Genomic DNA, 20,148 nt, shown 5'->3' with positions numbered 1-20,148 from the left:
TCGGCTCGCCATCAGGGCCGGTCGGCCCCTGCCCGTGGCATCGAGCGGTCGATCAATCTGGCTGTGGAGCCGCCCGTCACGAGGAGGATCGTCATGACCGTCACCGCAGCACCCGCCGTGCTCGACCGGGACGGACTGGACGCCTTGGTCGCGGTTCTTGTCGCGGGTGGGCGGACGGTGATCGGGCCCACCGTGCGGGACGGGGCGATCGTGCTCGCCGAGATCGACTCGGCGGATGCCCTGCCCTTCGGGTGGGGGGTCGAACTCGACGCCGGGCGTTATCGGTTGGTCCGGCGGGACGACGGGGCCGCGTTCGCGCACAGTGCGGGGCCGCAGTCCTGGAAGAACTTCCTGCATCCGTCCCGGGAGCGGCTCTGGAGTGCCGATCGGACGGCGGAGGGCGGTCTGGCCTTCACCGCCGAGGAGACGGATGCGCCTTCATACGCCTTTCTCGGTGTGCGGCCCTGTGATCTGCGGGCCGTCGCGATCCAGGACCGGGTGCTGACCGGCGGGCGGCATGCCGACGACGGCTATCGCAGGCGTCGGGGCGGGGCGTTCCTGATCGCGGCCGAGTGCACCGAGCCCGGCGCGACCTGCTTCTGCGTGTCCACGGGCGGGGGTCCCGCCGCCGATGCCGGGTACGACCTGGCGCTCACCGAGGTGGACGGGCTCTTCTATGTGCGGGTCGGCAGTCCGGCGGGGGCCGAGGTGCTGGAGCAGGTGCCCCGGCGGGACGCCGGGCCGGAGACCGAGGCGGCCGCGCGTGCCGCCGTCGACGCGGCCCGGGACCGTATGGGGCGCTCCCTGCCGCCCGTCGACCTGCGGGCCCTGATGGGCGCGAGCCTCGACGCCGAGCGCTGGAACGAGGTCGCCCAACGCTGTCTGACCTGCGGCAACTGCACGATGGTGTGCCCGACCTGCTTCTGCACCACCACGGAGGAGGTCACCGATCTGAGCGGGGACCACACCGAGCGGTGGCAGCGCTGGGACTCCTGCTTCGATCTGGACTTCTCGTATCTGCACGGCGGCCCGGTCCGGTCCTCGGCGCGCAGCCGGTACCGGCAGTGGCTCACCCACAAACTCTCCACCTGGCACGACCAGTTCGACACCTCCGGCTGCGTCGGCTGCGGGCGCTGTATCGCCTGGTGCCCGGCCGGCATCGACATCACGGAGGAAGTCGCCGCACTGGACGCCGAACGCCAGGCCCCCGGAACGGAGTCGGACTGATGCCTCCCTCGATCGCCCTGCGCATGAACCACGCCCTGCCCGCCGAACACCGCGAGCGGCTGCTGCACGTGGCGCGCGACGCGCGGTTCCCGCAGGGCGCCCGGCTGTTCGAGGAGGGCGGCCACGCGAACCGCTTCTGGATCATCCGGGACGGCACCGCCGCGCTCGACCTGCATGTGCCCGGCCGCCGGGCACCGGTCGTCGAAACGCTCGGCACCGGTGACCTCGTCGGCTGGTCCTGGCTGTACGAGCCGTACGTCTGGCAGCTGGGTGCCGAGACCGTGACCCCGCTCAGGGCCTACGAGTTCGACGCGGTGGCCGTGCGGCTGATGTGCCTCAACGACGCGGAGTTCGGCCGCGCGATCGAGCACTGGGTGGGCCGGGTGCTCTCGCACCGGTTGCAGGCGGCCCGGACCCGGCTGCTGGACCTGTACGGCCCCTACGGCGGCGGAGATCCGCGATGACGGACGTACCGGTGCCGTACCGCGTGGCCGCCCGGCAGCGGGAGACCGCCGACACGGTCACCCTGCGCCTGGAGCCGGACGGTGTGCCGCTCGGTGACTTCGCGCCCGGGCAGTTCGCGATGGTGCACTGCTTCGGGCGCGGTGAGATCCCGGTCTCGGTCAGTTCCGTGCAGGCCACCGGCGGGCTCGCGCACACCGTCCGCGCGGTCGGCGCCGTCTCGGCGGGCCTGTGCGAGCTGCGGGCCGGGCAGCGGGTCGGGGTGCGCGGGCCGTACGGCACCGGCTGGGAGCTGGAACGGGCCCGCGGGCGGGACGTCGTGGTGGTCGCGGGCGGCATCGGGCTCGCCCCGCTGCGGCCGCTGATCCTGAGCGCGCTGGCCGAGCCCTCGGCGTACGGGCGGGTCAATGTGCTCGTCGGCGCGCGCACCCCCGGCGACCTCATCGCCCGCAAGGACGTCGAGAGCTGGGCGACCGCCTGCACCGGGGTGACCGTGGACCGGCCCGACGAGGAGTGGCGCGGGGACGTCGGTCTGGTCACCTCCCTGCTGGACCGGGCGGCCTTCACCCCGGGCGACAGCTGGGCGTTCGTGTGCGGGCCCGAGCCGATGATCCGCGCGACCGCGCGCGACCTGGTCTTCCGGGGCGTGCCCCGCGAGCGGATCCGGGTCTCGCTGGAACGGAACATGCGCTGCGCCACCGGGCACTGCGGGCACTGCCAGCTGGGTCCGGTGCTGCTGTGCCAGGAGGGTCCGGTCGTGGACTGGGACCGGGCCGAACCCCTGCTGTCGGTACGGGAGTTGTGATGGCACCCAAGCTCGCCGTGTTCAAGCTGGCCTCCTGCGACGGCTGTCAGCTCACCCTTCTGGACTGCGAGGACGAACTCCTGGCCCTGGCGGGCAGGGTGGACATCTCGCACTTCCTGGAGGCGTCCAGCGCGGTGGCGCCGGGCCCGTACGACCTCTCCCTGGTCGAGGGCTCGGTCACCACGGCCGCGGACGCCGAGCGGATCCGCGCGATCCGCGCCGCGTCCCGCCGGCTGGTGACCATCGGGGCGTGCGCGACCGCGGGCGGCATCCAGGCGCTCAGGAACTTCGCGGACGTCGACGAGTACCGGCGGGTGGTCTACGCGCACCCCGAGTACGTCTCGACGCTCGCCACCTCCACCCCCGTGTCGGCCCATGTGGACGTCGACTTCGAGCTGCGCGGCTGCCCGGTCGACCGCCGGCAGCTCATCGAGGTGATCACGGCCTTCCTCGCCGGCCGCAAGCCGGACGTCCCCGACCACAGTGTGTGCTTCCAGTGCAAGCGGCGCGGCACGGTCTGCGTCACCGTCGCCCACGGCACGCCCTGTCTGGGACCGGTCACGCACGCCGGGTGCGGGGCGCTGTGCCCGGCGTACCACCGGGGCTGCTTCGGCTGCTTCGGCCCGTCCGGGTCGGTGAACCTGCCCGCGCTGATCCCGCTGCTGCGCCGCGACGGCCTCGACGAGGACGCGGTGGGGCGGTTCCTGCACACCTTCAACGCGCAGGCCTTCGAAGAGGAGTTGGGCAAGTGACGCACCGTGGCTCCCGTGTGCTGCACGTCGGCTCGCTGTCCCGGGTCGAGGGCGAGGGCGCGCTGCGGCTGCGTGTCCACGACGGCACGGTCACCGAGGCACGCCTGGAGATCTACGAACCGCCGCGCTTCTTCGAGGCGTTCCTGCGCGGCCGCTCCTACACCGAGCCGCCCGACATCACGGCGCGGGTGTGCGGGATCTGCCCGGTGGCGTACCAGATGAGCGCCTGCGCGGCGATCGAGGACGCGTGCGGGGTGACGGTCGACCCGGTGATCCGTCAGCTGCGCCGGCTGCTGTACTGCGGTGAGTGGATCGAGAGCCAGGTGCTGCACATCTATCTGCTGCACGCCCCGGACTTCCTGGGCCGGGCGAGCGCGATCGACCTGGCGCGCACCCACCGGGCGGAGGTGGAGCGGGGGCTGCGGCTGAAGAAGGCGGGCAACTCCCTGATGGAGCTGCTCGGCGGGCGTGCGGTGCACCCCGTCAACGTCCGCCTCGGCGGCTTCCACCGGGTCCCGACCCGAGAGGAACTCCGGCCACTGCACCAGGAGTTGACGCGGGCGCTCGACGACGCCTGGGACACCGTGCGCTGGGTGGCCGGCTTCGAGTTCCCGGACGCCCGGGTCGAGGCCGATCTGCTGGCGCTGGCCGAGCCGGACACGTACGCCATCGAGGGCGGCACGCCGACCGTGCTGCGCGCCGACGGGACCCGGACGTCCTTCACCGTACGGGACTTCACCACGCGTGTCGCGGAGACCCATGTGCCGCACTCGACCGCACTGCACTCCCGGCTTGACGGGCGGCCGCATCTGACCGGCTCGCTCGCCCGGTTCGCGATCGGCGGGGCGCGGCTGTCGCCGGTGGCGCTGGAGGCGGCCGTGGCGGCCGGGCTGGGCGATCCGCGGACGGGGGCCGTGTGCCGCAATCCGTTCCGGTCGATCCTGGTGCGGGCCGTGGAGACGGTGTACGCCGTCGGCGAGGCGCTGCGGATCATCGAGGCGTACGAGCCGCCGGAGCGCCCGTACACGGAGGTGCCGCCGGTCGCGGGCATCGGGCACGGTGCCACCGAGGCGCCGCGCGGAATGCTCTACCACCGCTACGAGCTGGACGCCGACGGCCTCGTCGCCGACGCACTGATGGTGCCGCCGACCGCGCAGAACCAGGGCGCGATCGAGGACGACCTGCGACGCCTGGCGCAGCGGGCGATCCGTGAACACGACCTGGACGACGCCGAGTTGACGGCGCTGTGCGAGCGGGCGATCCGCAACCACGACCCGTGCATCTCGTGCTCCACCCATTTCCTCGACCTGACCGTCGTCCGTACGACGGGAGCCGCATCGGGAGGCCGCGATGACTGAATCCCCGTACACCGTGAGCGATGTGATGACGCACACCGTCGTCGCCGTCGGCAGCGAGGCGTCCTTCAAGGAGCTCGTCGAGCTGCTCGACCAGTGGAAGGTCAGCGCGGTTCCGGTGCTGGCCGGTGAGGGCCGGGTCGTCGGGGTGGTCTCCGAGGCCGATCTGCTGGCCAAGGAGGAGTCGCGCGACGGCGACGACGTCGAGTTCGCCGAGCGCGCCAAGGCGGGCGCGGTGACCGCGGGCGAGCTGATGAGCGCCCCGGCGGTGACCGTGCACGCGGACGCCTCCGTCGCCGAGGCCGCCCGCATCATGGCGCGCCGCCACGTCAAGCGGCTGCCCGTCGTGGACGGTATCGGGCTGCTCCAGGGCGTGGTCAGCCGCAGCGATCTGCTGAAGGTGTTCCTGCGGTCGGACGAGGAGCTCGCCGGGGAGATCCGGCGCGGCGTCCTGAACCGGCTGCCGGTCACCACCCCCCTGACCGTCGAGGTGAGCGAGGGCGTGGTCACGCTGGGCGGTTCGCTGCCCGACCGCGGTCTCGTGCCCGTGCTCGCCCGCGCCGTGCGGGCCGTCGAAGGGGTGGTCGACGTAAAGGTGGAGCTGACCCACCGGTGAGGTACCTCGACGAGTACCGCGACCCCGCGCTCGCCCGGCGGCTGCTGGACGAGCTGCGCCGGACGGCCACCCGCCCCTGGCGGATCATGGAGGTGTGCGGCGGCCAGACCCACACGCTGGTCCGGCAGGGCATCGACGAACTCCTGCCCGCCGGGATGCGGATGATCCACGGCCCCGGCTGCCCGGTGTGTGTGACCCCGCTGGAGACCCTGGACCGGGCCATGGCCGTCGCCGCCCGCCCCGGGGTGATCCTGGCCAGCTTCGGCGACATGCTGCGCGTGCCCGGCACCGACACCGACCTGCTGTCGCTGCGGGCACGGGGCGCGGACGTACGGGTGGTGTACGCCCCGATGGACGCCGTGCGCCTGGCCGCCCGGCACCCCGACCGGGAGGTCGTCTTCCTCGCGGTCGGCTTCGAGACGACCGCGCCCGCGAACGCGACGGCGGTGCTGCACGCCGCCCGCCTCGGCCTGACGAACTTCTCCATGCTGGTCAGCCATGTCCTCGTACCGCCCGCGATGACCGCGCTGCTGGACGATCCCGACTGCGAGGTGCAGGCCTTCCTCGCGGCCGGGCATGTGTGCGCGGTGATGGGCTGGCGGGAGTACGAGCCGATCGCCGCCCGCCACCGGGTGCCGATCGTGGTGACCGGGTTCGAGCCGCTGGACCTCCTCGAGGGCATCCTGATGGCCGTACGGCAGCTGGAGTCCGGCCGCCACGAGGTCGAGAACCAGTACGCGCGGGCCGTCCGCCGGTCCGGCAACACCGCCGCGCAGGACGCGGTCCGCGAGGTGTTCCGGGTCACCGACCGGGCCTGGCGCGGCATCGGCTCGCTGCCCGACAGCGGGCTCGAACTGGCCGGGCGGTACCGGGAGTTCGACGCCGCCCGGCGCTTCGACGTCGGCGGGCTGTGTCCCGTCGAGGACCCCGAGTGCATCGCGGGCGCCATTCTCACCGGGGCGAAGCTGCCCACCGACTGCGCCGCGTACGGCGCCCGCTGCACACCCCGTCATCCGCTCGGCGCGCCCATGGTGTCGTCGGAGGGCACCTGTGCGGCCTTCCACGCGGCCGGACGCACCGCCGCTTCCGTCAGGAGCACGCCATGACCGCCCAATGCCCCCTCCCGAACCACGAGGACGAGGTCGTGCTGCTCGGCCACGGCGCCGGCGGCAGACTGACCGCCGAACTCCTCGACGAGCTCGTCCTGCCCGCCCTCGACGGCGACCCGGGCCCCATGGAGGACGCGGCGCTGCTGCCCGGGCACCGGGAGCTGGTGATGAGCACCGACAGCTTCGTCGTCAGCCCGCTGTTCTTCCCCGGCGGGGACATCGGCTCCCTCGCCGTCCACGGCACCGTCAACGACCTCGCCATGCGGGGCGCGTGGCCGCTCGCGCTGTCCGTCTCCCTCATCGTGGAGGAGGGGCTGCCACTGGACGAACTCCGGGCGGTTCTCGGCTCGCTGGGGAAGGCCGCGCAGTCCGTGGGAGTGCCCGTCGTCACCGGGGACACCAAGGTCGTGGGCCGGGGCGCCGCCGACCGGCTGTTCGTCAACACCACCGGCATCGGGCGCCGGCACGGCGCGCTGCACCCCTCCGCCGCGCTGGCCCGCCCCGGTGACGCGGTGCTGCTGTCCGGGCCGGTCGGGCTGCACGGCACGACCGTCCTCAGCACCCGGGAGGGGCTCGGCTTCGAGAGCGACATCGCCTCGGACAGCCGGCCGCTGCACCGGCTGGTCCGCGCCCTGGCGCCGGTCGGCGCCGATGTGCACGTCCTGCGCGACCCGACCCGGGGCGGACTCGCGGCCGCCCTCAACGAGATCGCGCGGGACTCCTCGGTGGCCGTCGAGATCGAGGAGAGCGCGGTGCCGGTGCCCGCGGCGGTCGCCGCCGCCTGTGATCTGCTCGGCCTGGATCCGCTGGTCGTCGCCAACGAGGGCTGTCTGGTCGCCTTCGTCGCCGCCGACGCGGCCGAGGACGCGCTGGACGCGATGCGGTCGGTGCCCGAGGGGGCGGCCGCGGTACGGATCGGTGCCGTGCTGCCCGACGGGCCGCGCGGGCGGGTGTCGCTGCGGACGCTGGTCGGGGCCCGGCGGATCGTGGAGATGCCGCTCGGGGAGCAACTGCCGCGCATCTGCTGACATTGCCGGCATCCGGTACGCCGGTACGCGTGCGTCCGCCGCCCGGGATCCCTGTCTGCCCGGGCGGCGGACGGCGGCACGGCGGCCTCCTGCCACTCAGCCGTGCCGCACCTTGATGGTCGTGGTCCCGGTCTTCGTCTCGGGCAGCGGGACCGTGATGGTCAGGACGCCGTCCTTGTAGTCGGCGCTCGCCTCGTCACCCTTCGCACCGGCCGGCAGCCGGACGGATCGCGCGAACGTGCCGTACCGGAACTCGGTGCGGTACTTCTCCGTGGTCTCCTCACCGCGCTCGGCGCGCAGCGTCAGCACGCCTTCCGCGACCGTGATCTCGACGTCCGTCGCGGGGTCGATTCCGGGGAGCTCGGCCCGCAGCACGTACGTTCCGTCCGTCAGGTGCTCCTCGACCCGTATGGTGTGCAGCCCCGGAATGCCGTGCGTCCCGGGGAAACCCGACTCGACCCAGCCGAACAGGTCGGGCAACGTCGGCCAGCCCGGCAGCCGCTCGATCATGCCCGTCATCTCCGCCTCCTTCGGCAACGTGCCTTCACCTTCCACCTCCAGGCTCCTCCCACGGGCCGGTGCCGCCGAGTGCCGTTCGGCCCGCGTGCCGGACCGAACGGGCCCTGGCACACGGGGCCGCAGCGTCGCCGTCGCCCAGGTCCCCGCCCGTCCCCCGTCCTGCCCGCAGCGCTGTCCCCCGCCGTGTGCGGAACAGGGGCCGGAGGGCCCCCGGGAGCGCCCCTTCCGGCCCCTCGTCCCGGCCGCCTCGGGCGGCGAACCCTGGAATCAGGGGGAGCACGTGCGCGGCGGCACGGCCGCGGGCTGTCACCCCGCTCCGGAGGTGTGTCATGACCGGACCTGTGGTCGTCGGGCTCGACGGTTCGCCCGCCGGCATGACGGCCGCCTGGTGGGCCGCCCGTGAGGCCGCGGACCGGTGCCTGCCCCTGCTGCTGCTCCACTCGTGGCCCACCCAGCCGCTGGACGTTCCCATCCCTCAGGAGGCGCACTCCAAGCGGCAGTACGGACGGGACGTACTGCGAGGGGCCGCGACCACCCTGCTCGACCGCCACCCCGGCCTGAACCTGAGTACGGAACTGGTGTCGGAACCCGCGGCAGAGACCCTCCTGGAGCGCGCCGAGAACGCGTCGATGCTGGTCCTCGGTTCCCGTGGGCACGGATCCGTGGCGAGTTTCCTGCTGGGCACGATCAGCCTGCACGTCCTGGGTCTGGCGCCGAGCCCGGCCGTCGCCGTCCGGGCGGGCGATCCCGCCGTCGAGGCAGGAGCGCAGCACCCTGCCGCGGCCTGCCGCGACGAGGTCGTGGTCGGGCTGCGGACGGCCGGGCCGGCCGCCGAACCCTTGCTGGAGTTCGCCTTCGCCACCGCCGAACCGAGCGGAGCCCGGGTCCGGGTCGTCAGGGCGCTGCCGGTGTCCGCGCCGCTGACCGCGCCCGACAAGCACGTCGGGGCCACGGAGCGCGAACGGCTGGCCGAGGTGGTGACGCCGTGGAAAGAGAAGTTCCCCGGGCTCACCGTCACCGAGCACGTCATCACGGGCCCCGCCGCACGGGTACTGCTGTCCGCCTCCGCACACAGCCGGCTCACCGTCGTGGGACGGCGTCGCCACGCGTCGCGCCTCACCTGGAAGCTCGGGCCCGTCGCCCACGCGGTGCTGCACCACGTGCCGTGCCCCGTCGCCGTAGTACCGCACGACTGAGCGAGACCGCACCGCCACCGGCACCACGAGCCGCGCCCCCGCCCGGCTCGACGGCCCCGCCGGGCCACCACCGTCGAGGAGGCACCATGAACGACCCCCCGGACGTCACGGACACCCCGTCGCCGCTGCTCGTCTGCTCGCACCTGGTCCGGCGGTTCGGGGACCGCACCGCCGTGGACGACGTGGATCTCGTCATCGCGGCCGGCGAGACGTACGGCCTGCTCGGTCCGAACGGTGCGGGGAAGACCACCACGATCCGGATGGTGTGCGGGCTCCTGCGACCCGACGCCGGGACCGTGCGGGTGGCGGGCCGGCCCGTGTCGACGGCCGCCGGAGCGGCCAAGCGGCTCATCGGCTTCGTCCCGCAGGACGTGGCGCTCTACCCGGACCTCAGTGTCCGCGAGAACCTGCGCTTCTTCGGACGGCTCTACCGGCTGCCGCGCCGTCGTCTGGAGCAGCGGGTCGACGAGGTGCTGGAGCTCATCGACCTCACCGCCCGCGCCCGCGACCGTGTCGACTCCCTGTCGGGCGGGATGCGGCGGCGCCTCAACATCGGGGCCGGGCTGGTGCACGCGCCGACGCTGCTGGTACTGGACGAGCCGACGGTGGGTGTCGACCCGCAGAGCCGGCACGCGATCCTGGAGAGCGTCACCCGGTTCGGCGCGGAGGGCATGGCCGTCCTCTACACCACGCACTACATGGAGGAGGCCGAGCGGCTGTGCGACCGGGTCGGCATCATCGACCGGGGACGCCTCGTCGCCGAGGGCAGTCCGCGCGAGCTGGTGGCGCTGGTGGCGGAACGGGACCGGGTGCGGCTCACCGCGGTCGGCGACCTGGCGGCGTACACGCAGGCGTGCGGCCGGTTCGCCCGGGTCGAGGGCGTGGCACGCACAGGGGACCACGGTGACGTGGTCGAGGTGGTCGTCAAGGACGCGCGCAGCCTGCTGCCGCAGCTCCTCGACCTCGCCCACGAACTGGATGTCGGCATCCGCAGCGTGGAGATCGACGAACCCGACCTGGAGGCGGTCTTCCTCCATCTGACCGGCACCGCGCTGAGGGAGTGAGCCGCCGTGCGCGTCGTTCTCGCCATCGCCGCCAAGGATCTGCGGCAGCGTCTTCGCGACCGCTCCGCGTGGGTGATCGTGTTCCTGGCGCCGGTGCTGATCTCCGGGCTGATGGCCATGGCGTTCAACAACAACAGCGAGTTCCGCGCCGAGCTGGGCATCGTCGACCTGGACCACGGCGCGGCGGCGACCGGGCTCACCCAGGTCTTCGAGAGCCCCGAACTCTCCGGCACCGTACGGGTTCACCCGTACGGCGACAAGGCCGCGGCACGCCGGGCGGTGGACGCCGGCCGGGCGCACGCGGCGATCGTCGTCCCCGAGGGATTCACCGCGGCGCTGAGCGGCGGGACCGCCTCGCCGGTCACGGTCCTGGACAGTGTGGACTTCGGGTTGCAGGCCCAGCTGGCGCGGGCGGTCACCGAGTCCTACGTCGCGCAGGTCAACGCCGACCGGCTGTCGGTGGCGACGGCCGTCGCGGCGGGGGTCCCACGGGAGGACGTGCCCGAACTCGTGGCCAGGGCCGCCTTGTCGCGGCTGCCGGAGCAGGTGCGGGCGCGGGGCCTCGCCGACGATCCGCTGAAGGTCATCAGCTACTTCGGGCCGAGCATGGGCATGTTCTTCGTCCTGTTCTGTGTCGGCTTCGGCGCCCGCGGCTACTTCGTCGAGCGGCAGCAGGGCACCCTCGACCGGATCTCGGCGGCCCCGGTCGGGCGGGGTGCGCTGCTGCTGGGGAAGTCCCTGTCCACCTTCGTGTACAGCCTGGCCGGGCTGGGGACGGTCACGCTGGTGTCGTGGCTGGCGTTCGGCGCGCGCTGGGCGGACCCGGTGGGGGTCGCCGCCCTCAGCGCCGCCATGGCGGTCTCGGTGGTGTGTCTGACCGCGCTCGTCATCGCGCTCGCCCGCACCGAGCGGCAGGCGGAGGGGCTGGCGTCGATCGTGGTGTTCGCGCTCGTCCTGCTCGGCGGCAACTTCGTGTTCGCCTCGGGCACCTCCCTGATGCGCCGGCTCACGCTGTTCACGCCCAACGGCTGGGCCCTGCGCGGATTCACCGACCTGGGCACCGGTGTGCGCGGCTGGACCGCGGTCGGCGCGCCCCTGCTCGGCATCGCCGTGTTCTCGGCGGCCGTGGCGGCGGTGACGGCTCTGCTCCTTCGGCTGAGGAGGACGGCATGACCGCTCTCGCGGTGACCCGGGCGACCGTCGCGCGGGTGTTCCGGGACCGTACGGCTCTGTTCTTCATGGTGTTGCTGCCGGTCGCGATCATCGTCGTCATCGGGGTGACGGTCAGTGGCTTCGACCAGTTCCGTGTCGGCCTCGTCCCGGCCGCCAGGACCGGTCCCGTGGCGCGGGAACTGGTCTCCGGCCTCACCGGGGCCCCCGGGCTGCGGACCCGGACGTACGACAGCGCGGCGGACGCCCGTACCGCGCTGCGCCGGGCCGAGCTGGACGCGGTGGTCGTGGTGCCGGACGGTCTGGACGCGGCCGTGCGGGACGGGCGTCAGGTCACGGTGCCGGTGCTGGTGGAGCCGTCGGGCAGCGCGGGGCACGCCGCCGTGTCCTCGGTGTCGGCCGTCGTGGCCGGGCACGCGGCGCGGCTGCAGGCCGCGGCCTTCGCCGCCGGCGAGACCGGTCGCTCCTTCGACGACGCCCTCGCGCTCGCCCGTGACACCGACCGGGCGGCCTCCCCGATCACGGTGCGCGGCGAGACGGTGAACGGCCGGAGCGACTATCTGCCGCTCGGCTACAGCTACAGCACCCCGACCATGCTGGTGCTGTTCGTGTTCATCAACGCCCTGGCGGGCGGCGCGGCCATCGTGCAGACCCGTCGGACCGGGGTGTACGCCCGCGCGCTCGCGGCGCCGGTCTCCGCCCGCTCGCTGGTGCTGGGCGAGACGATCGCCTATCTTCTGCTGGCTCTCGTGCAGTCCCTGCTGATCGTGGCCATCGGGGCGCTGGCCTTCGATGTCGACTGGGGCGACCCGCTCGCCGCCGGTGTCCTGGTCGCCGTGTGGGCGCTGGTCGGCACCGGGGCGGGCGTGCTGGCCGGAGCCCTGTTCCGCACCCCGGAGCAGGTGCACGCGATCGGTCCGGCGCTCGGGATCGGCCTCGGCATGCTGGGCGGCTGCATGTGGCCGCTGGCGCTGGTCCCGGACTGGCTGCGGACCGTGGGGTACGCGGTGCCGCACGCGTGGGCCGTCGAGGCGTGGACGACCCTGTTGTCGAGGAACGGGGACCTGGCGGCGATCCTGCGCGACCTGGGGGTGCTGGCCGCCTTCGCCGCGGTTCTCCTCACCCTGGCGTCCGTGTTCCTGCGCAGGCGGCTGACGGCCGGTTCCGGGACGTGAGCGCCCCGCGCCGGGCGTCACACGATCTCCGTCACACGATCTCGAGGACGTCCCGCACCGGCCGGCGCGGGGTCGCGGACCCGGGCGGGCCGTATCCCAGGCGCAGCACCATCTGGACGAAGCCCATGGCCGAGCCCGGGTCCCGGGCCAGTTCGCGCAGGTCGTGGCGTTCCAGGGAGTGGGAGGTGAGGGACGTGGCCAGGCCGTGGTGCGTGGCCAGCAGCAGGACGCGCTCCATGGCCTGGCCGGCGCGCAGCCACTGCTCGGGGCGGTCGTGGGTGGTGCCCAGCAGGGCGAGTTGCGGCGCGTTCTCGAAGTCGGCCGCCGGGCGCCCGGCCATGGCCCGCCGTCCGGCGAAGTCCCGCACCGGGGCCCGCCCGCCGCGCCTGCGCGGCCCGAAGGCGTCCTCCGGGATGCCGTCGACGGCCTCGGCCGCCTCGGCGCCGGTGCGGGTCCACTGCCGTACGTCCTCGGACCGATCGGGGTCGACCATGTCGCGTCCTTCGACGTCGCGGACATGGTCCAGGAGGGAGGCGACGTGCCATGGGGCGGGAAACAGCAGCCGGGCGCCCTCCCGTTCGGCCGCGTCGCACAGCGCCGCTTTCACGTCGCCCGGGATCGGCTTGTCCTGGAACGGGTGCCGACTGGTGTGCCGACGGCTCACGGATGGGAACAGCGCGGCCAGGTCGCGGTCGGGCGGGTCGGTGTCGGTGAGCCGCACGGTCGCGAGCAGCAGGGGAACCGCCGGATCGGGCAGCAGCCGGGTGTCGGCGCCCTGCCCGAAGTGGGCCGCCGCGACCCGGAGGTTGAGCAGCGCGGCGCCGCAGCCGAGGTGGAGGGCGCGGTGGTCGGGGTCGGTCCGCTTGATCGCCCGGTCGAGGTCGGCGCGGAGTTCGAGGGCGTGGTCCGCGCGGAGGTGGCGGAACCGCCATGGCTGGGCGTTGTGCATCGAGGGCGCGGCCACGGCCGCGGCGACCAGGGCCGTGGCGTGCGTCCTGTCGTCGGGGCGCGTCGGCATGGCGCGCACCTCCTCCTGCGAGACGGTCCGGCCGGGCCGCGGTCAGCGTTTGGTGAGTCCGACGCCGTCCGCGCGCAGCACGGTCAGCCGGCGCCGGTACTCGTCCTCGTCGATCTCCCCGCGGGCGAAGCGTTCGGCGAGCAGACCCTCGGGGGACTCGGTCCGCGGCGGCTCGGGGGTGCGGTTCAGGGTGCGGAAGAGCAGCACGGCGACGGTGATCAGGAGGGCCCAGAGCAGGACCGTGCTGATCGACATCGCGAACCAGTCCCAACCGCTCATGTCGTGACGGTTGAAGTACATCGCGGGCTCCTTCGCGCGGGCGAGGGCCGCCTTCGGCCTTCTCTCGGCTCCAGCTTCATACCCGCGTCCGACCGGCGGGAAGGGGCCGCCAGGTCCCCCTACCGGGCCGTTCGGCCCGGCTGCCCCGCCGGACCGGCCAGGGTGATCAGTCCGGCAGCGACAGTTGTCCCGTCTCGCCCGGCCGCAGGGTCACCGTCCGGCCGGGCAGCCGTACGTCGATCGGTGAGGCGTCGGAGGACGGTACGGCGATCTCCAGCCGCTCGCGCTGCAGGCGCAGTCGTACGCCCCAGTGGCCCTGGTAGCGCAGGGCGAAGCCGTAGGAGGAGAGCTCGGGCAGCGGCACCGGGTCGAGCCAGAGGGCGCCGTCGCGGGTCTCCAGTCCGGTCAGTCCGCGCTGGACGAGGTCGAGGGTGCCGGCCATGGCGCCGAGGTGGATGCCCTCGCCCGTGGTGCCGCCCTGGACGTCGGCGATGTCGCCCTGCAGGGCCTCCTGGCAGTACTTCCAGGCCTCCGCCCGTCGGGCCCGGGCCAGCACCCAGCCGTGGACGAGGCCGCTGAGGGTGGAGCCGTGGCTGGTGCGGCGCAGGTAGTGGTCGACGGTGCGCCGCCAGGTCTCCTCGTCGAGCCGGTACCCCAACCGGTGGAACAGCGACTGGAGTTCCGCCGGGGAGAACAGGTAGCCGAGCATCAGGACGTCGGCCTGTTTGGAGGCCTGGTAGCGGTTGACGCTGTCGCCCTCCGCCTCCAGGATCCGGTCGAGACGCCGGATGTCGCCGTAGCGGGCGCGGTAGCCCTCCCAGTCGAGTTCGGTGAGGTCGCCGTAGCCCTCGAACTGGCTGATGACGTCGTCGTGGAAGGGCACATGGAGGGTGCGGGAGACGTCCTCCCACAGTTCGAGTTCGCCGCCGTCCAGGCCGCCGCGCTCGACCAGTTCGCGACGGCGCGGTTCGGGCAGGGTGCGCAGCAGTTCCAGGGTGCGGGCGAGCACCCAGGCGGCGGTGACGTTGGTGTAGGCGTTGTCGTCGAGTCCCGGCCGCCGCGCGTCGGGGTAGGCCTCGTGATACTCGTCGGGGCCGACCACGCCCTTGATGCGGTGGCGGCCCAGGCTCTCGTCGTAGACGGCCGAGTCGGCCCAGAACCGGGCTATGTGGAGCAGCATCTCGGCGCCCTTGGTGTGCAGGAACTCCGTGTCGCCGCTGGCCTCGCAGTACTGCCACACGTTGTAGGCGATCGCCGAGCCGACGTGGTGCTGGAGCCGGGAGTGGTCCGGCAGCCAGCGCCCGGAGCGCGGGTTGAGATGGAGCTGCTGGGTCTCCTCCCGGCCGTCGCTGCCGCTCTGCCAGGGGTACATGGCGCCCTTGCGGCCCGCCTCCCGGGCGGCCGTGCAGGCCTGTTCGAGGCGCCGGTGCCGGTAGCGGAGCAGGGCCCGGGAGACCTCGGGGAAGTGCAGGTTGAGGTAGGGCAGGACGAAGAGTTCGTCCCAGAAGACATGGCCGCGGTAGGCCTCGCCGTGCAGGCCCCGGGCGGGCACGCCGACGTCCAGGTCGGCGGTGTGCGGGGAGAGGGTCTGCAGCACGTGGAAGAGGTGCAGCCGCAGGATGCGGCCGGCCTCCCCGGCCACGTCGAGGTCGGCCCGGCGCCAGAGCTGGTCCCAGGCAGTGAGGTGCGACTCCAGCAGCTCGTCGAAGCCGGGGGCACGGCCGACCCGGTCGACGGCGGCGTACAGGGGGTCGCTGATCGCCGGGTCACGGGAGGTGTGCAGGGCGACGGTCTTGTCGACGGTGGCGGTGCGCCCCGCCACCAGGTCGAGGGTCGACCGCTGGACGGCGCGGGGCAGTTCGTGGTGGACGGTGAGCGGGGCGTCGGCGGTGAGCCGGGCCGCCATGCCGATGCGGATGTCCGAGGTGCGGGTGCGGCAGCGCAGCCACACCGTGTCCGGGGCGGCCGTACCGGTGTGCACATGCGTGAGATGACGGCCGTCCAGGTCCCGGTAGCGCGGTACCCCGGCGTTGGTGACCCCGCCGTCGAGGGCCGCCTCGACCTCCAGCGGCCCGGAGAATCCCCGGGCCGTGAACTCGGTGCGCAGGGCGGCGAGATGAGGATCCCCCATGTGCACGAGCCGCTGCTGACGCACCGTCACTTCGCGTCCCCCGCCCAGGTCGTAGCGCGTCCGCCGCTCCAGCAGCCCCGACGTCAGATGCAGTACCTGCCGGTGTCCGAGCACGCTCGCGGTGTCGGGGGTCAGCCACGCCCCGCCGGGCAGGCGGTAGCGCAGGGGCAGCCAGTTCGGGACGTTGACCATGTCCTCGTTCTCGACCCGCCGTCCGGCCACTTCCGAGGTGAGCCGGTTGTAGCAGCCGGCCACATAGGTGCCGGGGTAGTGCACTTCGTCGGCGGCACACTCCGGCAGCGCCCCGCGCGTGGCGAAGTACCCGTTGCCCAAGGTGCACAGTGACTCGCGCAGCCGTTCGTCGGCGGGTACGTACCCCTCGTACTCCCAGCCCGGTCCGGTCACTTCGGCTCCCCCTCCGCGACCAGTTCCCCGAGATCCCGTACGACGAGGTCGGCGCCGTGCGCCAGCAGCCGCGCCGCGGTGTCGGGACCGGCGGCCCGGTCCACGCCGATCACCAGGGCGAACCCGCCGCGCCTGCCCGCCTCGACACCCGCCAGCGCGTCCTCGACGACGGCCGCCCGGCGGGCCGGGACGTCGAGCCGCCCGACCGCCTCCAGGAACAGGTCGGCCTCCGGCTTGCCCGCCAGGCCCAGCCGGGCGGCCTCGCCACCGTCCACGAGGAGGTCGAACAGATTGAGCACCCCGGCCTGGCACAGCAGTTCACCGGCGTGCCGGGAGGCGGAGACCGCCGCGCACGGCACGCCCGCGCGGCGGAGCGCCCGCACCAGCCGGACGGTGCCCGGATAGGCGTCGACGCCGTGCTTGCGCAGCCGTTCGGTGAAGAGGCGCTCCTTCTCGGCGGCGACGGCCCGTACCGTCCCGGGCGAGGGCTCGATGCCGCGTGCGGTGAGAAAGGCGGCGGCGCCGTCGAGGCGGGACCTGCCGTCCACATGGCGCAGATAGTCGTCGCCGATGTCGAAGGGGCGACGCTGTGCGGGGTCCTCAGGCGGGTGTTGGCGCAAAAAGGCGTCGAACGCGCTCTTCCAGGCGGCGGCGTGCACCCGCGCCGAATCGGTGATCACTCCGTCGGTGTCGAAGACGACGGCACGCACATCCCGCAGTTCCGCGGCGAGTCGCTCGCCGGTGGTCTCGGGGGCGAGGGGCCGGTGCATGGTCACATTCCCTCCGGTACGACGGCGACAGGGCACTCCGCGTGTTGCAGCAACCCGTGTGCCACCCGGCCGAGTCGGGGCCTGAACCGGCCGTGGCCGCGCCGCGCCGCGACGATCACCAGGTCGGCGGCGCCCGACCTCCGCAGCAGCACCTTGCGGGCCGACCCTTCCACAGTGGCACGCCGCACCCTGACCGCGGGACGGTCCAGCGCCGCGTCGTACAGCGCGGCGTCGAGCAGCTCCGACACCGCGTGCTCGCGGCGGCGTCCCAAGTCCCCGGCCCGCAGCGGGGGTTGGGTCATCTCGTGCGCGGGGCGGGACCAGGCGCGTACGGCGTCGAGCACGCACCCGCGTGCCTCCGCCTCGCGGAACGCGAACCGCACCGCCTCGACACCGCTCGCCGGGTCGGTCACGCCGAGCAGGATCCGCTCATGGCGGCCCGAGACATCGCCTCTGACCACGATCATCGGGCAGGGCGCGCACCCGGCCAGGGCCGACGGCACCGAGCCGAGGAGCAGGCCGGTCAGCTCGCCGCGGCCCCCGGCTCCCGTCACCAGGGCGACGGCGTGGGGTGCCTCGTGCAGGAGGGCGCGCACGGCGTCCTCCGGCACCGCCTCCGCCGAGACCTTCACCTCGGCGTCGCGCCGCCGGGCACGCTCGGCCGCGGTGTCGAGGATGTCCTCGGCCGCCGCCCGCTCGGACCGTGCTTCGGGCGGGCCGCCCTCGTGGCGCTGCCGCAGCGTGGCGTGCACCAGCCGCAGCGGCAGTCCGTGCCGGGCCACCTCGTCCGCCGCCCAGTCGACCGCCACGAGGCTCGCGGGCGAACCGTCCACGCCCACGACCAGGGGCAGCTCCATCGTCCCCACCGCCTTCCGCCGGACCCGCACACCGTGGGGCGTCGGGCTCCGACTCCACGGTCCCACCCCCCACGTACCGACCGCAGAGGCGGTTGGTCCCCTGCCGAGGCCGTTCGGCCCCTGGGCCGCCGGATCACCGTGCCGGACGCTGAGACTGGGGCCCGCGGGGGACGGTTCTCATCCCGGCCGGCCGCTTCGGCCCGCCGTGTCCGGCCGGACCGCGCCCGTCGGCGGCTCCGGCGTGGTGAGCAGAATCGGGGGAAGTCCAGTCATGGTTCCGCTCATCCTGATCGGTGCGGCCGTGGTGGGCGCGTGCATGGTGTTCGGCTACAGCTCGCTGGTCGTCGGTTTCGTGCTGATGGCCGTCGGCGTGCTCGGACTCATCGCGTTCATGTCCACGACCGGCATGGTCCAGCGGCCCGGTGAACGAGGGACGGTCATCGAGGAACGGCACTACATCGGCGACACCCCGCGCGAGGACCACCGCCACCGGACGTGACCCGGACCGGCCCACACGCTCACAGACTGCGCAGCCACTCCTCCGAGACACCGTGGAGCGGCTGCTCGCCGGGCCGGGCGTGCGGGTCGTCCAGGCGGTGGGTGAGGTGGTCGACGACCGCGACCACGCCGTCGATCCGGCGGGTCATGGCCACGGCGATCTCCGTCTCGCTCTTGCGTTCCATCTGACCCGAGAGCGTGACCACGCCCTCCGTCACGGCGACGTCGACGCTCAGCGGCGGCAGCCACAGCGCCCGGACCAGGACCTCGTCGATCACCTCGGCACGGATCTCCGTGTCGGAGCGCAGAAAGACCCGCAGCAGATCCCGGCGGGTCACGATCCCGACGAGCCGCTCGTCCGCGTCCAGCACGGGCAGTCGCCCCACATGGTGGCGGTCCATGGTCCGGGCGGCCTCGACGATGGAGTCCTCGGCGTGCACGGTGACCGGCGGCCCGGTCATCAGGTGGCCGGCGGTACGGGCCTCGGCCTTGGCGGCCTGCTTGCGGGCCCTGGGTGTCAGATCGGCGAACCGGTGACTCTTCCGCGCGTCGTGAACACTCGGGGTCCCGGCCTGGTGCACCAGCAGGTCGGTCTCCGACACGACGCCGACGACCCTGCCGTCCGCGTCGACCACGGGCAGTCCGCTGATGCGACGGTCGCCGAGCAGCCGGGCCACCTCCTTGAACGGGGTGTCGTACGCGGCGCGGACGACCTGCGTGGTCATCACGGAACCCACCGTGTGCTGTCTCATCGCTGTCCCCTCCTCGGCGGAGCCGGCGCGGACGCCGGTCCCGCAACCTGATCAGCGGCCGGTGCGTGGGCGCACACCGGCGCGCCCTCCGTCCACTTCGAGCATCCCGCCAGGAGAGCGGCCGCCCCATGGGCTCAGCGGGGCGGAGAACGGGCCGGTCGGCCCTGGCGCGTCCGCCCCGGACGCGTGATGATCGTCGTCAGGGGCGGTCCGCAGTCCGCCACCGACCGGGGATCGAGGGTTCGACATGACCGAGGCACCGGTTTTCACCGCACACCACCCGATCCGCGTCTTCCTGCTGGACGATCACGAGGTCGTACGGCGTGGTCTGACCGATCTGCTGGATTCCGAGGCGGACATCAGCGTGGTCGGCGACGCCGGGAACGCCGAGCACGCGCTGGTGCGGGCGCCCACGGTGCGCCCGGACGTGGCCGTGCTGGACGTACGCCTGCCGGACGGCGACGGGATCACCGTCTGCCGCGAGCTGCGCAGCCGGATGCCGGACCTGGCGGTGCTGATACTGACCTCGTTCGACGACGAGGACGCCCTGCTGGACGCCATCATGGCCGGGGCCTCGGGCTACGTCCTGAAGCAGATCAACGGCTCCGACCTGGTCTCGGCGGTGCGCACGGTCGCCTCGGGCCGGTCCATGCTCGACCCTGCCACCACCTCCCGGCTGATGCACTCCCTGCGCACCGAGCCCGCCGAGGCTCCCCAGGTCGCGCCCGAACTGGCGGGACTGTCCCCGCGGGAGCGGGAGATCCTCGCGCTGATCGGCGACGGCCTGACCAACCGCGAGATCGGCGGCCGGCTGTACCTGTCGGAGAAGACCGTCAAGAACCACATCTCGCGGATGCTGGCCAAGCTGGGCGTCCAACGCCGGGTGCAGGCCGCGGTGCTCGCCACGCACCTGGAGCCGCCCGACGCCGTGAGCCGTCCCGCGCACTGAGCGGCCACCGG

General features: G+C 73.5%; 21 protein-coding genes. 14 read left to right on the top strand and 7 right to left on the bottom strand.

The window, feature by feature from the left end; all coding sequences use genetic code 11:
* Window positions 1-93: 93 nt before the first annotated feature.
* Genes ABZ928_RS37260 through hypE form a run of 8 tightly spaced genes read left to right on the top strand, consistent with a single transcriptional unit; the run spans window position 94 to window position 7,354 of the window.
* Entirely contained in the window at window positions 94-1,227 is a 1,134-nt protein-coding gene (locus tag ABZ928_RS37260; RefSeq protein ID WP_361528681.1) for a 4Fe-4S dicluster domain-containing protein, read from the top strand.
* Window positions 1,227-1,691 carry a cyclic nucleotide-binding domain-containing protein gene (locus ABZ928_RS37255; RefSeq protein ID WP_361528679.1) on the top strand — a complete coding sequence of 155 codons (465 nt, stop codon included), beginning with the start codon at window positions 1,227-1,229 and terminating at the stop codon, window positions 1,689-1,691. The genes ABZ928_RS37260 and ABZ928_RS37255 overlap by 1 nt, the downstream gene beginning before the upstream one ends.
* Complete coding sequence (locus ABZ928_RS37250; RefSeq protein ID WP_361528677.1) at window positions 1,688-2,494, top strand: FAD/NAD(P)-binding protein; 807 nt, start codon at window positions 1,688-1,690, stop codon at window positions 2,492-2,494. Before ABZ928_RS37255 ends, ABZ928_RS37250 begins: the two co-directional genes overlap by 4 nt.
* The gene (locus ABZ928_RS37245) at window positions 2,494-3,246 is read left to right on the top strand and encodes an oxidoreductase (protein ID WP_361528675.1); all 753 of its coding nucleotides are present in this window, start codon (window positions 2,494-2,496) and stop codon (window positions 3,244-3,246) included. The genes ABZ928_RS37250 and ABZ928_RS37245 overlap by 1 nt, the downstream gene beginning before the upstream one ends.
* Window positions 3,243-4,604: a nickel-dependent hydrogenase large subunit gene (locus tag ABZ928_RS37240; protein ID WP_361528673.1), complete on the top strand. Its 1,362-nt coding sequence runs from the start codon at window positions 3,243-3,245 to the stop codon at window positions 4,602-4,604. Before ABZ928_RS37245 ends, ABZ928_RS37240 begins: the two co-directional genes overlap by 4 nt.
* On the top strand, window positions 4,597-5,217 hold the full coding sequence (locus tag ABZ928_RS37235) for a CBS domain-containing protein (RefSeq protein WP_361528671.1): 621 nt from the start codon (window positions 4,597-4,599) through the stop codon (window positions 5,215-5,217). Before ABZ928_RS37240 ends, ABZ928_RS37235 begins: the two co-directional genes overlap by 8 nt.
* Window positions 5,214-6,323, top strand: a complete 1,110-nt coding sequence (hypD, locus tag ABZ928_RS37230; protein ID WP_361528669.1) for a hydrogenase formation protein HypD — start codon at window positions 5,214-5,216, stop codon at window positions 6,321-6,323. Before ABZ928_RS37235 ends, hypD begins: the two co-directional genes overlap by 4 nt.
* Window positions 6,320-7,354: a hydrogenase expression/formation protein HypE gene (hypE, locus tag ABZ928_RS37225; protein WP_361528667.1), complete on the top strand. Its 1,035-nt coding sequence runs from the start codon at window positions 6,320-6,322 to the stop codon at window positions 7,352-7,354. Before hypD ends, hypE begins: the two co-directional genes overlap by 4 nt.
* Window positions 7,355-7,450: 96 nt before the next feature.
* Here the strand turns inward: hypE and ABZ928_RS37220 are convergent, their stop codons facing one another.
* Window positions 7,451-7,873, bottom strand: coding sequence for an Hsp20/alpha crystallin family protein (locus tag ABZ928_RS37220; RefSeq protein WP_361528665.1), 423 nt, complete (start codon window positions 7,871-7,873; stop codon window positions 7,451-7,453).
* A gap of 329 nt (window positions 7,874-8,202) precedes the next feature.
* Here ABZ928_RS37220 and ABZ928_RS37215 point away from each other — a divergent pair, with 329 nt between their 5' ends.
* From ABZ928_RS37215 to ABZ928_RS37200, 4 genes are all read left to right on the top strand, one after another.
* Complete coding sequence (locus tag ABZ928_RS37215; protein ID WP_361528663.1) at window positions 8,203-9,069, top strand: universal stress protein; 867 nt, start codon at window positions 8,203-8,205, stop codon at window positions 9,067-9,069.
* Between the two features lie 86 nt (window positions 9,070-9,155).
* Window positions 9,156-10,133 carry an ABC transporter ATP-binding protein gene (locus tag ABZ928_RS37210; protein ID WP_361528661.1) on the top strand — a complete coding sequence of 326 codons (978 nt, stop codon included), beginning with the start codon at window positions 9,156-9,158 and terminating at the stop codon, window positions 10,131-10,133.
* A gap of 6 nt (window positions 10,134-10,139) precedes the next feature.
* Entirely contained in the window at window positions 10,140-11,306 is a 1,167-nt protein-coding gene (locus ABZ928_RS37205) for an ABC transporter permease (protein WP_361528660.1), read from the top strand.
* Window positions 11,303-12,478 (top strand): ABC transporter permease, encoded by a 1,176-nt coding sequence (locus tag ABZ928_RS37200; protein ID WP_361528658.1) that lies wholly within the window; start codon window positions 11,303-11,305, stop codon window positions 12,476-12,478. The genes ABZ928_RS37205 and ABZ928_RS37200 overlap by 4 nt, the downstream gene beginning before the upstream one ends.
* Before the next feature lie 31 nt (window positions 12,479-12,509).
* Here ABZ928_RS37200 and ABZ928_RS37195 read toward each other — a convergent pair whose 3' ends face one another.
* The 5 genes from ABZ928_RS37195 to ABZ928_RS37175 all read right to left on the bottom strand — a co-directional run bounded on the left by ABZ928_RS37195 (window position 12,510) and on the right by ABZ928_RS37175 (window position 17,938).
* A complete protein-coding gene (locus tag ABZ928_RS37195; RefSeq protein ID WP_361528656.1) occupies window positions 12,510-13,496 on the bottom strand; it encodes a nitroreductase family protein in 987 nt (328 codons plus the stop codon).
* Window positions 13,497-13,538: 42 nt separating this feature from the next.
* Window positions 13,539-13,796, bottom strand: a complete 258-nt coding sequence (locus ABZ928_RS37190) for an SHOCT domain-containing protein (RefSeq protein WP_361528654.1) — start codon at window positions 13,794-13,796, stop codon at window positions 13,539-13,541.
* Between the two features lie 145 nt (window positions 13,797-13,941).
* Window positions 13,942-16,311 (bottom strand): glycosyl hydrolase family 65 protein, encoded by a 2,370-nt coding sequence (locus tag ABZ928_RS37185; protein WP_361528652.1) that lies wholly within the window; start codon window positions 16,309-16,311, stop codon window positions 13,942-13,944.
* Window positions 16,308-17,081, bottom strand: a complete 774-nt coding sequence (locus ABZ928_RS37180) for an HAD-IA family hydrolase (RefSeq protein WP_361528650.1) — start codon at window positions 17,079-17,081, stop codon at window positions 16,308-16,310. Before ABZ928_RS37180 ends, ABZ928_RS37185 begins: the two co-directional genes overlap by 4 nt.
* 2 nt (window positions 17,082-17,083) lie before the next feature.
* Window positions 17,084-17,938, bottom strand: coding sequence for a universal stress protein (locus ABZ928_RS37175; RefSeq protein WP_361528648.1), 855 nt, complete (start codon window positions 17,936-17,938; stop codon window positions 17,084-17,086).
* A 271-nt stretch (window positions 17,939-18,209) separates the two neighbouring features.
* Here ABZ928_RS37175 and ABZ928_RS37170 point away from each other — a divergent pair, with 271 nt between their 5' ends.
* Window positions 18,210-18,437 carry a hypothetical protein gene (locus ABZ928_RS37170; RefSeq protein WP_361528646.1) on the top strand — a complete coding sequence of 76 codons (228 nt, stop codon included), beginning with the start codon at window positions 18,210-18,212 and terminating at the stop codon, window positions 18,435-18,437.
* A gap of 19 nt (window positions 18,438-18,456) precedes the next feature.
* Here the strand turns inward: ABZ928_RS37170 and ABZ928_RS37165 are convergent, their stop codons facing one another.
* Window positions 18,457-19,188, bottom strand: a complete 732-nt coding sequence (locus tag ABZ928_RS37165) for a CBS domain-containing protein (RefSeq protein ID WP_361528644.1) — start codon at window positions 19,186-19,188, stop codon at window positions 18,457-18,459.
* A gap of 247 nt (window positions 19,189-19,435) precedes the next feature.
* Between ABZ928_RS37165 and ABZ928_RS37160 the strand changes: the two genes are divergently transcribed.
* Window positions 19,436-20,137 (top strand): response regulator transcription factor, encoded by a 702-nt coding sequence (locus ABZ928_RS37160; protein ID WP_361528642.1) that lies wholly within the window; start codon window positions 19,436-19,438, stop codon window positions 20,135-20,137.
* Window positions 20,138-20,148 lie beyond the last annotated feature (11 nt).

Source organism: Streptomyces sp. NPDC046909, from assembly GCF_040644695.1.
Taxonomy (GTDB): Bacteria; Actinomycetota; Actinomycetes; order Streptomycetales; family Streptomycetaceae; genus Streptomyces.
This window is presented reverse-complemented; position numbering and strand designations above follow the sequence as displayed.

What these genes read in the sequence shown, in the direction of transcription:
- ABZ928_RS37260 (WP_361528681.1), top strand. Translation starts at nt 94, where the DNA reads ATGACCGTCACCGCAGCACCCGCCGTGCTCGACCGGGACGGACTGGAC.
- ABZ928_RS37255 (WP_361528679.1), top strand. Translation starts at nt 1,227, where the DNA reads ATGCCTCCCTCGATCGCCCTGCGCATGAACCACGCCCTGCCCGCCGAA.
- ABZ928_RS37250 (WP_361528677.1), top strand. Translation starts at nt 1,688, where the DNA reads ATGACGGACGTACCGGTGCCGTACCGCGTGGCCGCCCGGCAGCGGGAG.
- ABZ928_RS37245 (WP_361528675.1), top strand. Translation starts at nt 2,494, where the DNA reads ATGGCACCCAAGCTCGCCGTGTTCAAGCTGGCCTCCTGCGACGGCTGT.
- ABZ928_RS37235 (WP_361528671.1), top strand. Translation starts at nt 4,597, where the DNA reads ATGACTGAATCCCCGTACACCGTGAGCGATGTGATGACGCACACCGTC.
- hypE (WP_361528667.1), top strand. Translation starts at nt 6,320, where the DNA reads ATGACCGCCCAATGCCCCCTCCCGAACCACGAGGACGAGGTCGTGCTG.
- ABZ928_RS37220 (WP_361528665.1), bottom strand. Translation starts at nt 7,873, where the DNA reads ATGACGGGCATGATCGAGCGGCTGCCGGGCTGGCCGACGTTGCCCGAC.
- ABZ928_RS37215 (WP_361528663.1), top strand. Translation starts at nt 8,203, where the DNA reads ATGACCGGACCTGTGGTCGTCGGGCTCGACGGTTCGCCCGCCGGCATG.
- ABZ928_RS37210 (WP_361528661.1), top strand. Translation starts at nt 9,156, where the DNA reads ATGAACGACCCCCCGGACGTCACGGACACCCCGTCGCCGCTGCTCGTC.
- ABZ928_RS37200 (WP_361528658.1), top strand. Translation starts at nt 11,303, where the DNA reads ATGACCGCTCTCGCGGTGACCCGGGCGACCGTCGCGCGGGTGTTCCGG.
- ABZ928_RS37195 (WP_361528656.1), bottom strand. Translation starts at nt 13,496, where the DNA reads ATGCCGACGCGCCCCGACGACAGGACGCACGCCACGGCCCTGGTCGCC.
- ABZ928_RS37190 (WP_361528654.1), bottom strand. Translation starts at nt 13,796, where the DNA reads ATGTACTTCAACCGTCACGACATGAGCGGTTGGGACTGGTTCGCGATG.
- ABZ928_RS37180 (WP_361528650.1), bottom strand. Translation starts at nt 17,081, where the DNA reads ATGCACCGGCCCCTCGCCCCCGAGACCACCGGCGAGCGACTCGCCGCG.
- ABZ928_RS37175 (WP_361528648.1), bottom strand. Translation starts at nt 17,938, where the DNA reads ATGGAGCTGCCCCTGGTCGTGGGCGTGGACGGTTCGCCCGCGAGCCTC.
- ABZ928_RS37170 (WP_361528646.1), top strand. Translation starts at nt 18,210, where the DNA reads ATGGTTCCGCTCATCCTGATCGGTGCGGCCGTGGTGGGCGCGTGCATG.
- ABZ928_RS37165 (WP_361528644.1), bottom strand. Translation starts at nt 19,188, where the DNA reads ATGAGACAGCACACGGTGGGTTCCGTGATGACCACGCAGGTCGTCCGC.
- ABZ928_RS37160 (WP_361528642.1), top strand. Translation starts at nt 19,436, where the DNA reads ATGACCGAGGCACCGGTTTTCACCGCACACCACCCGATCCGCGTCTTC.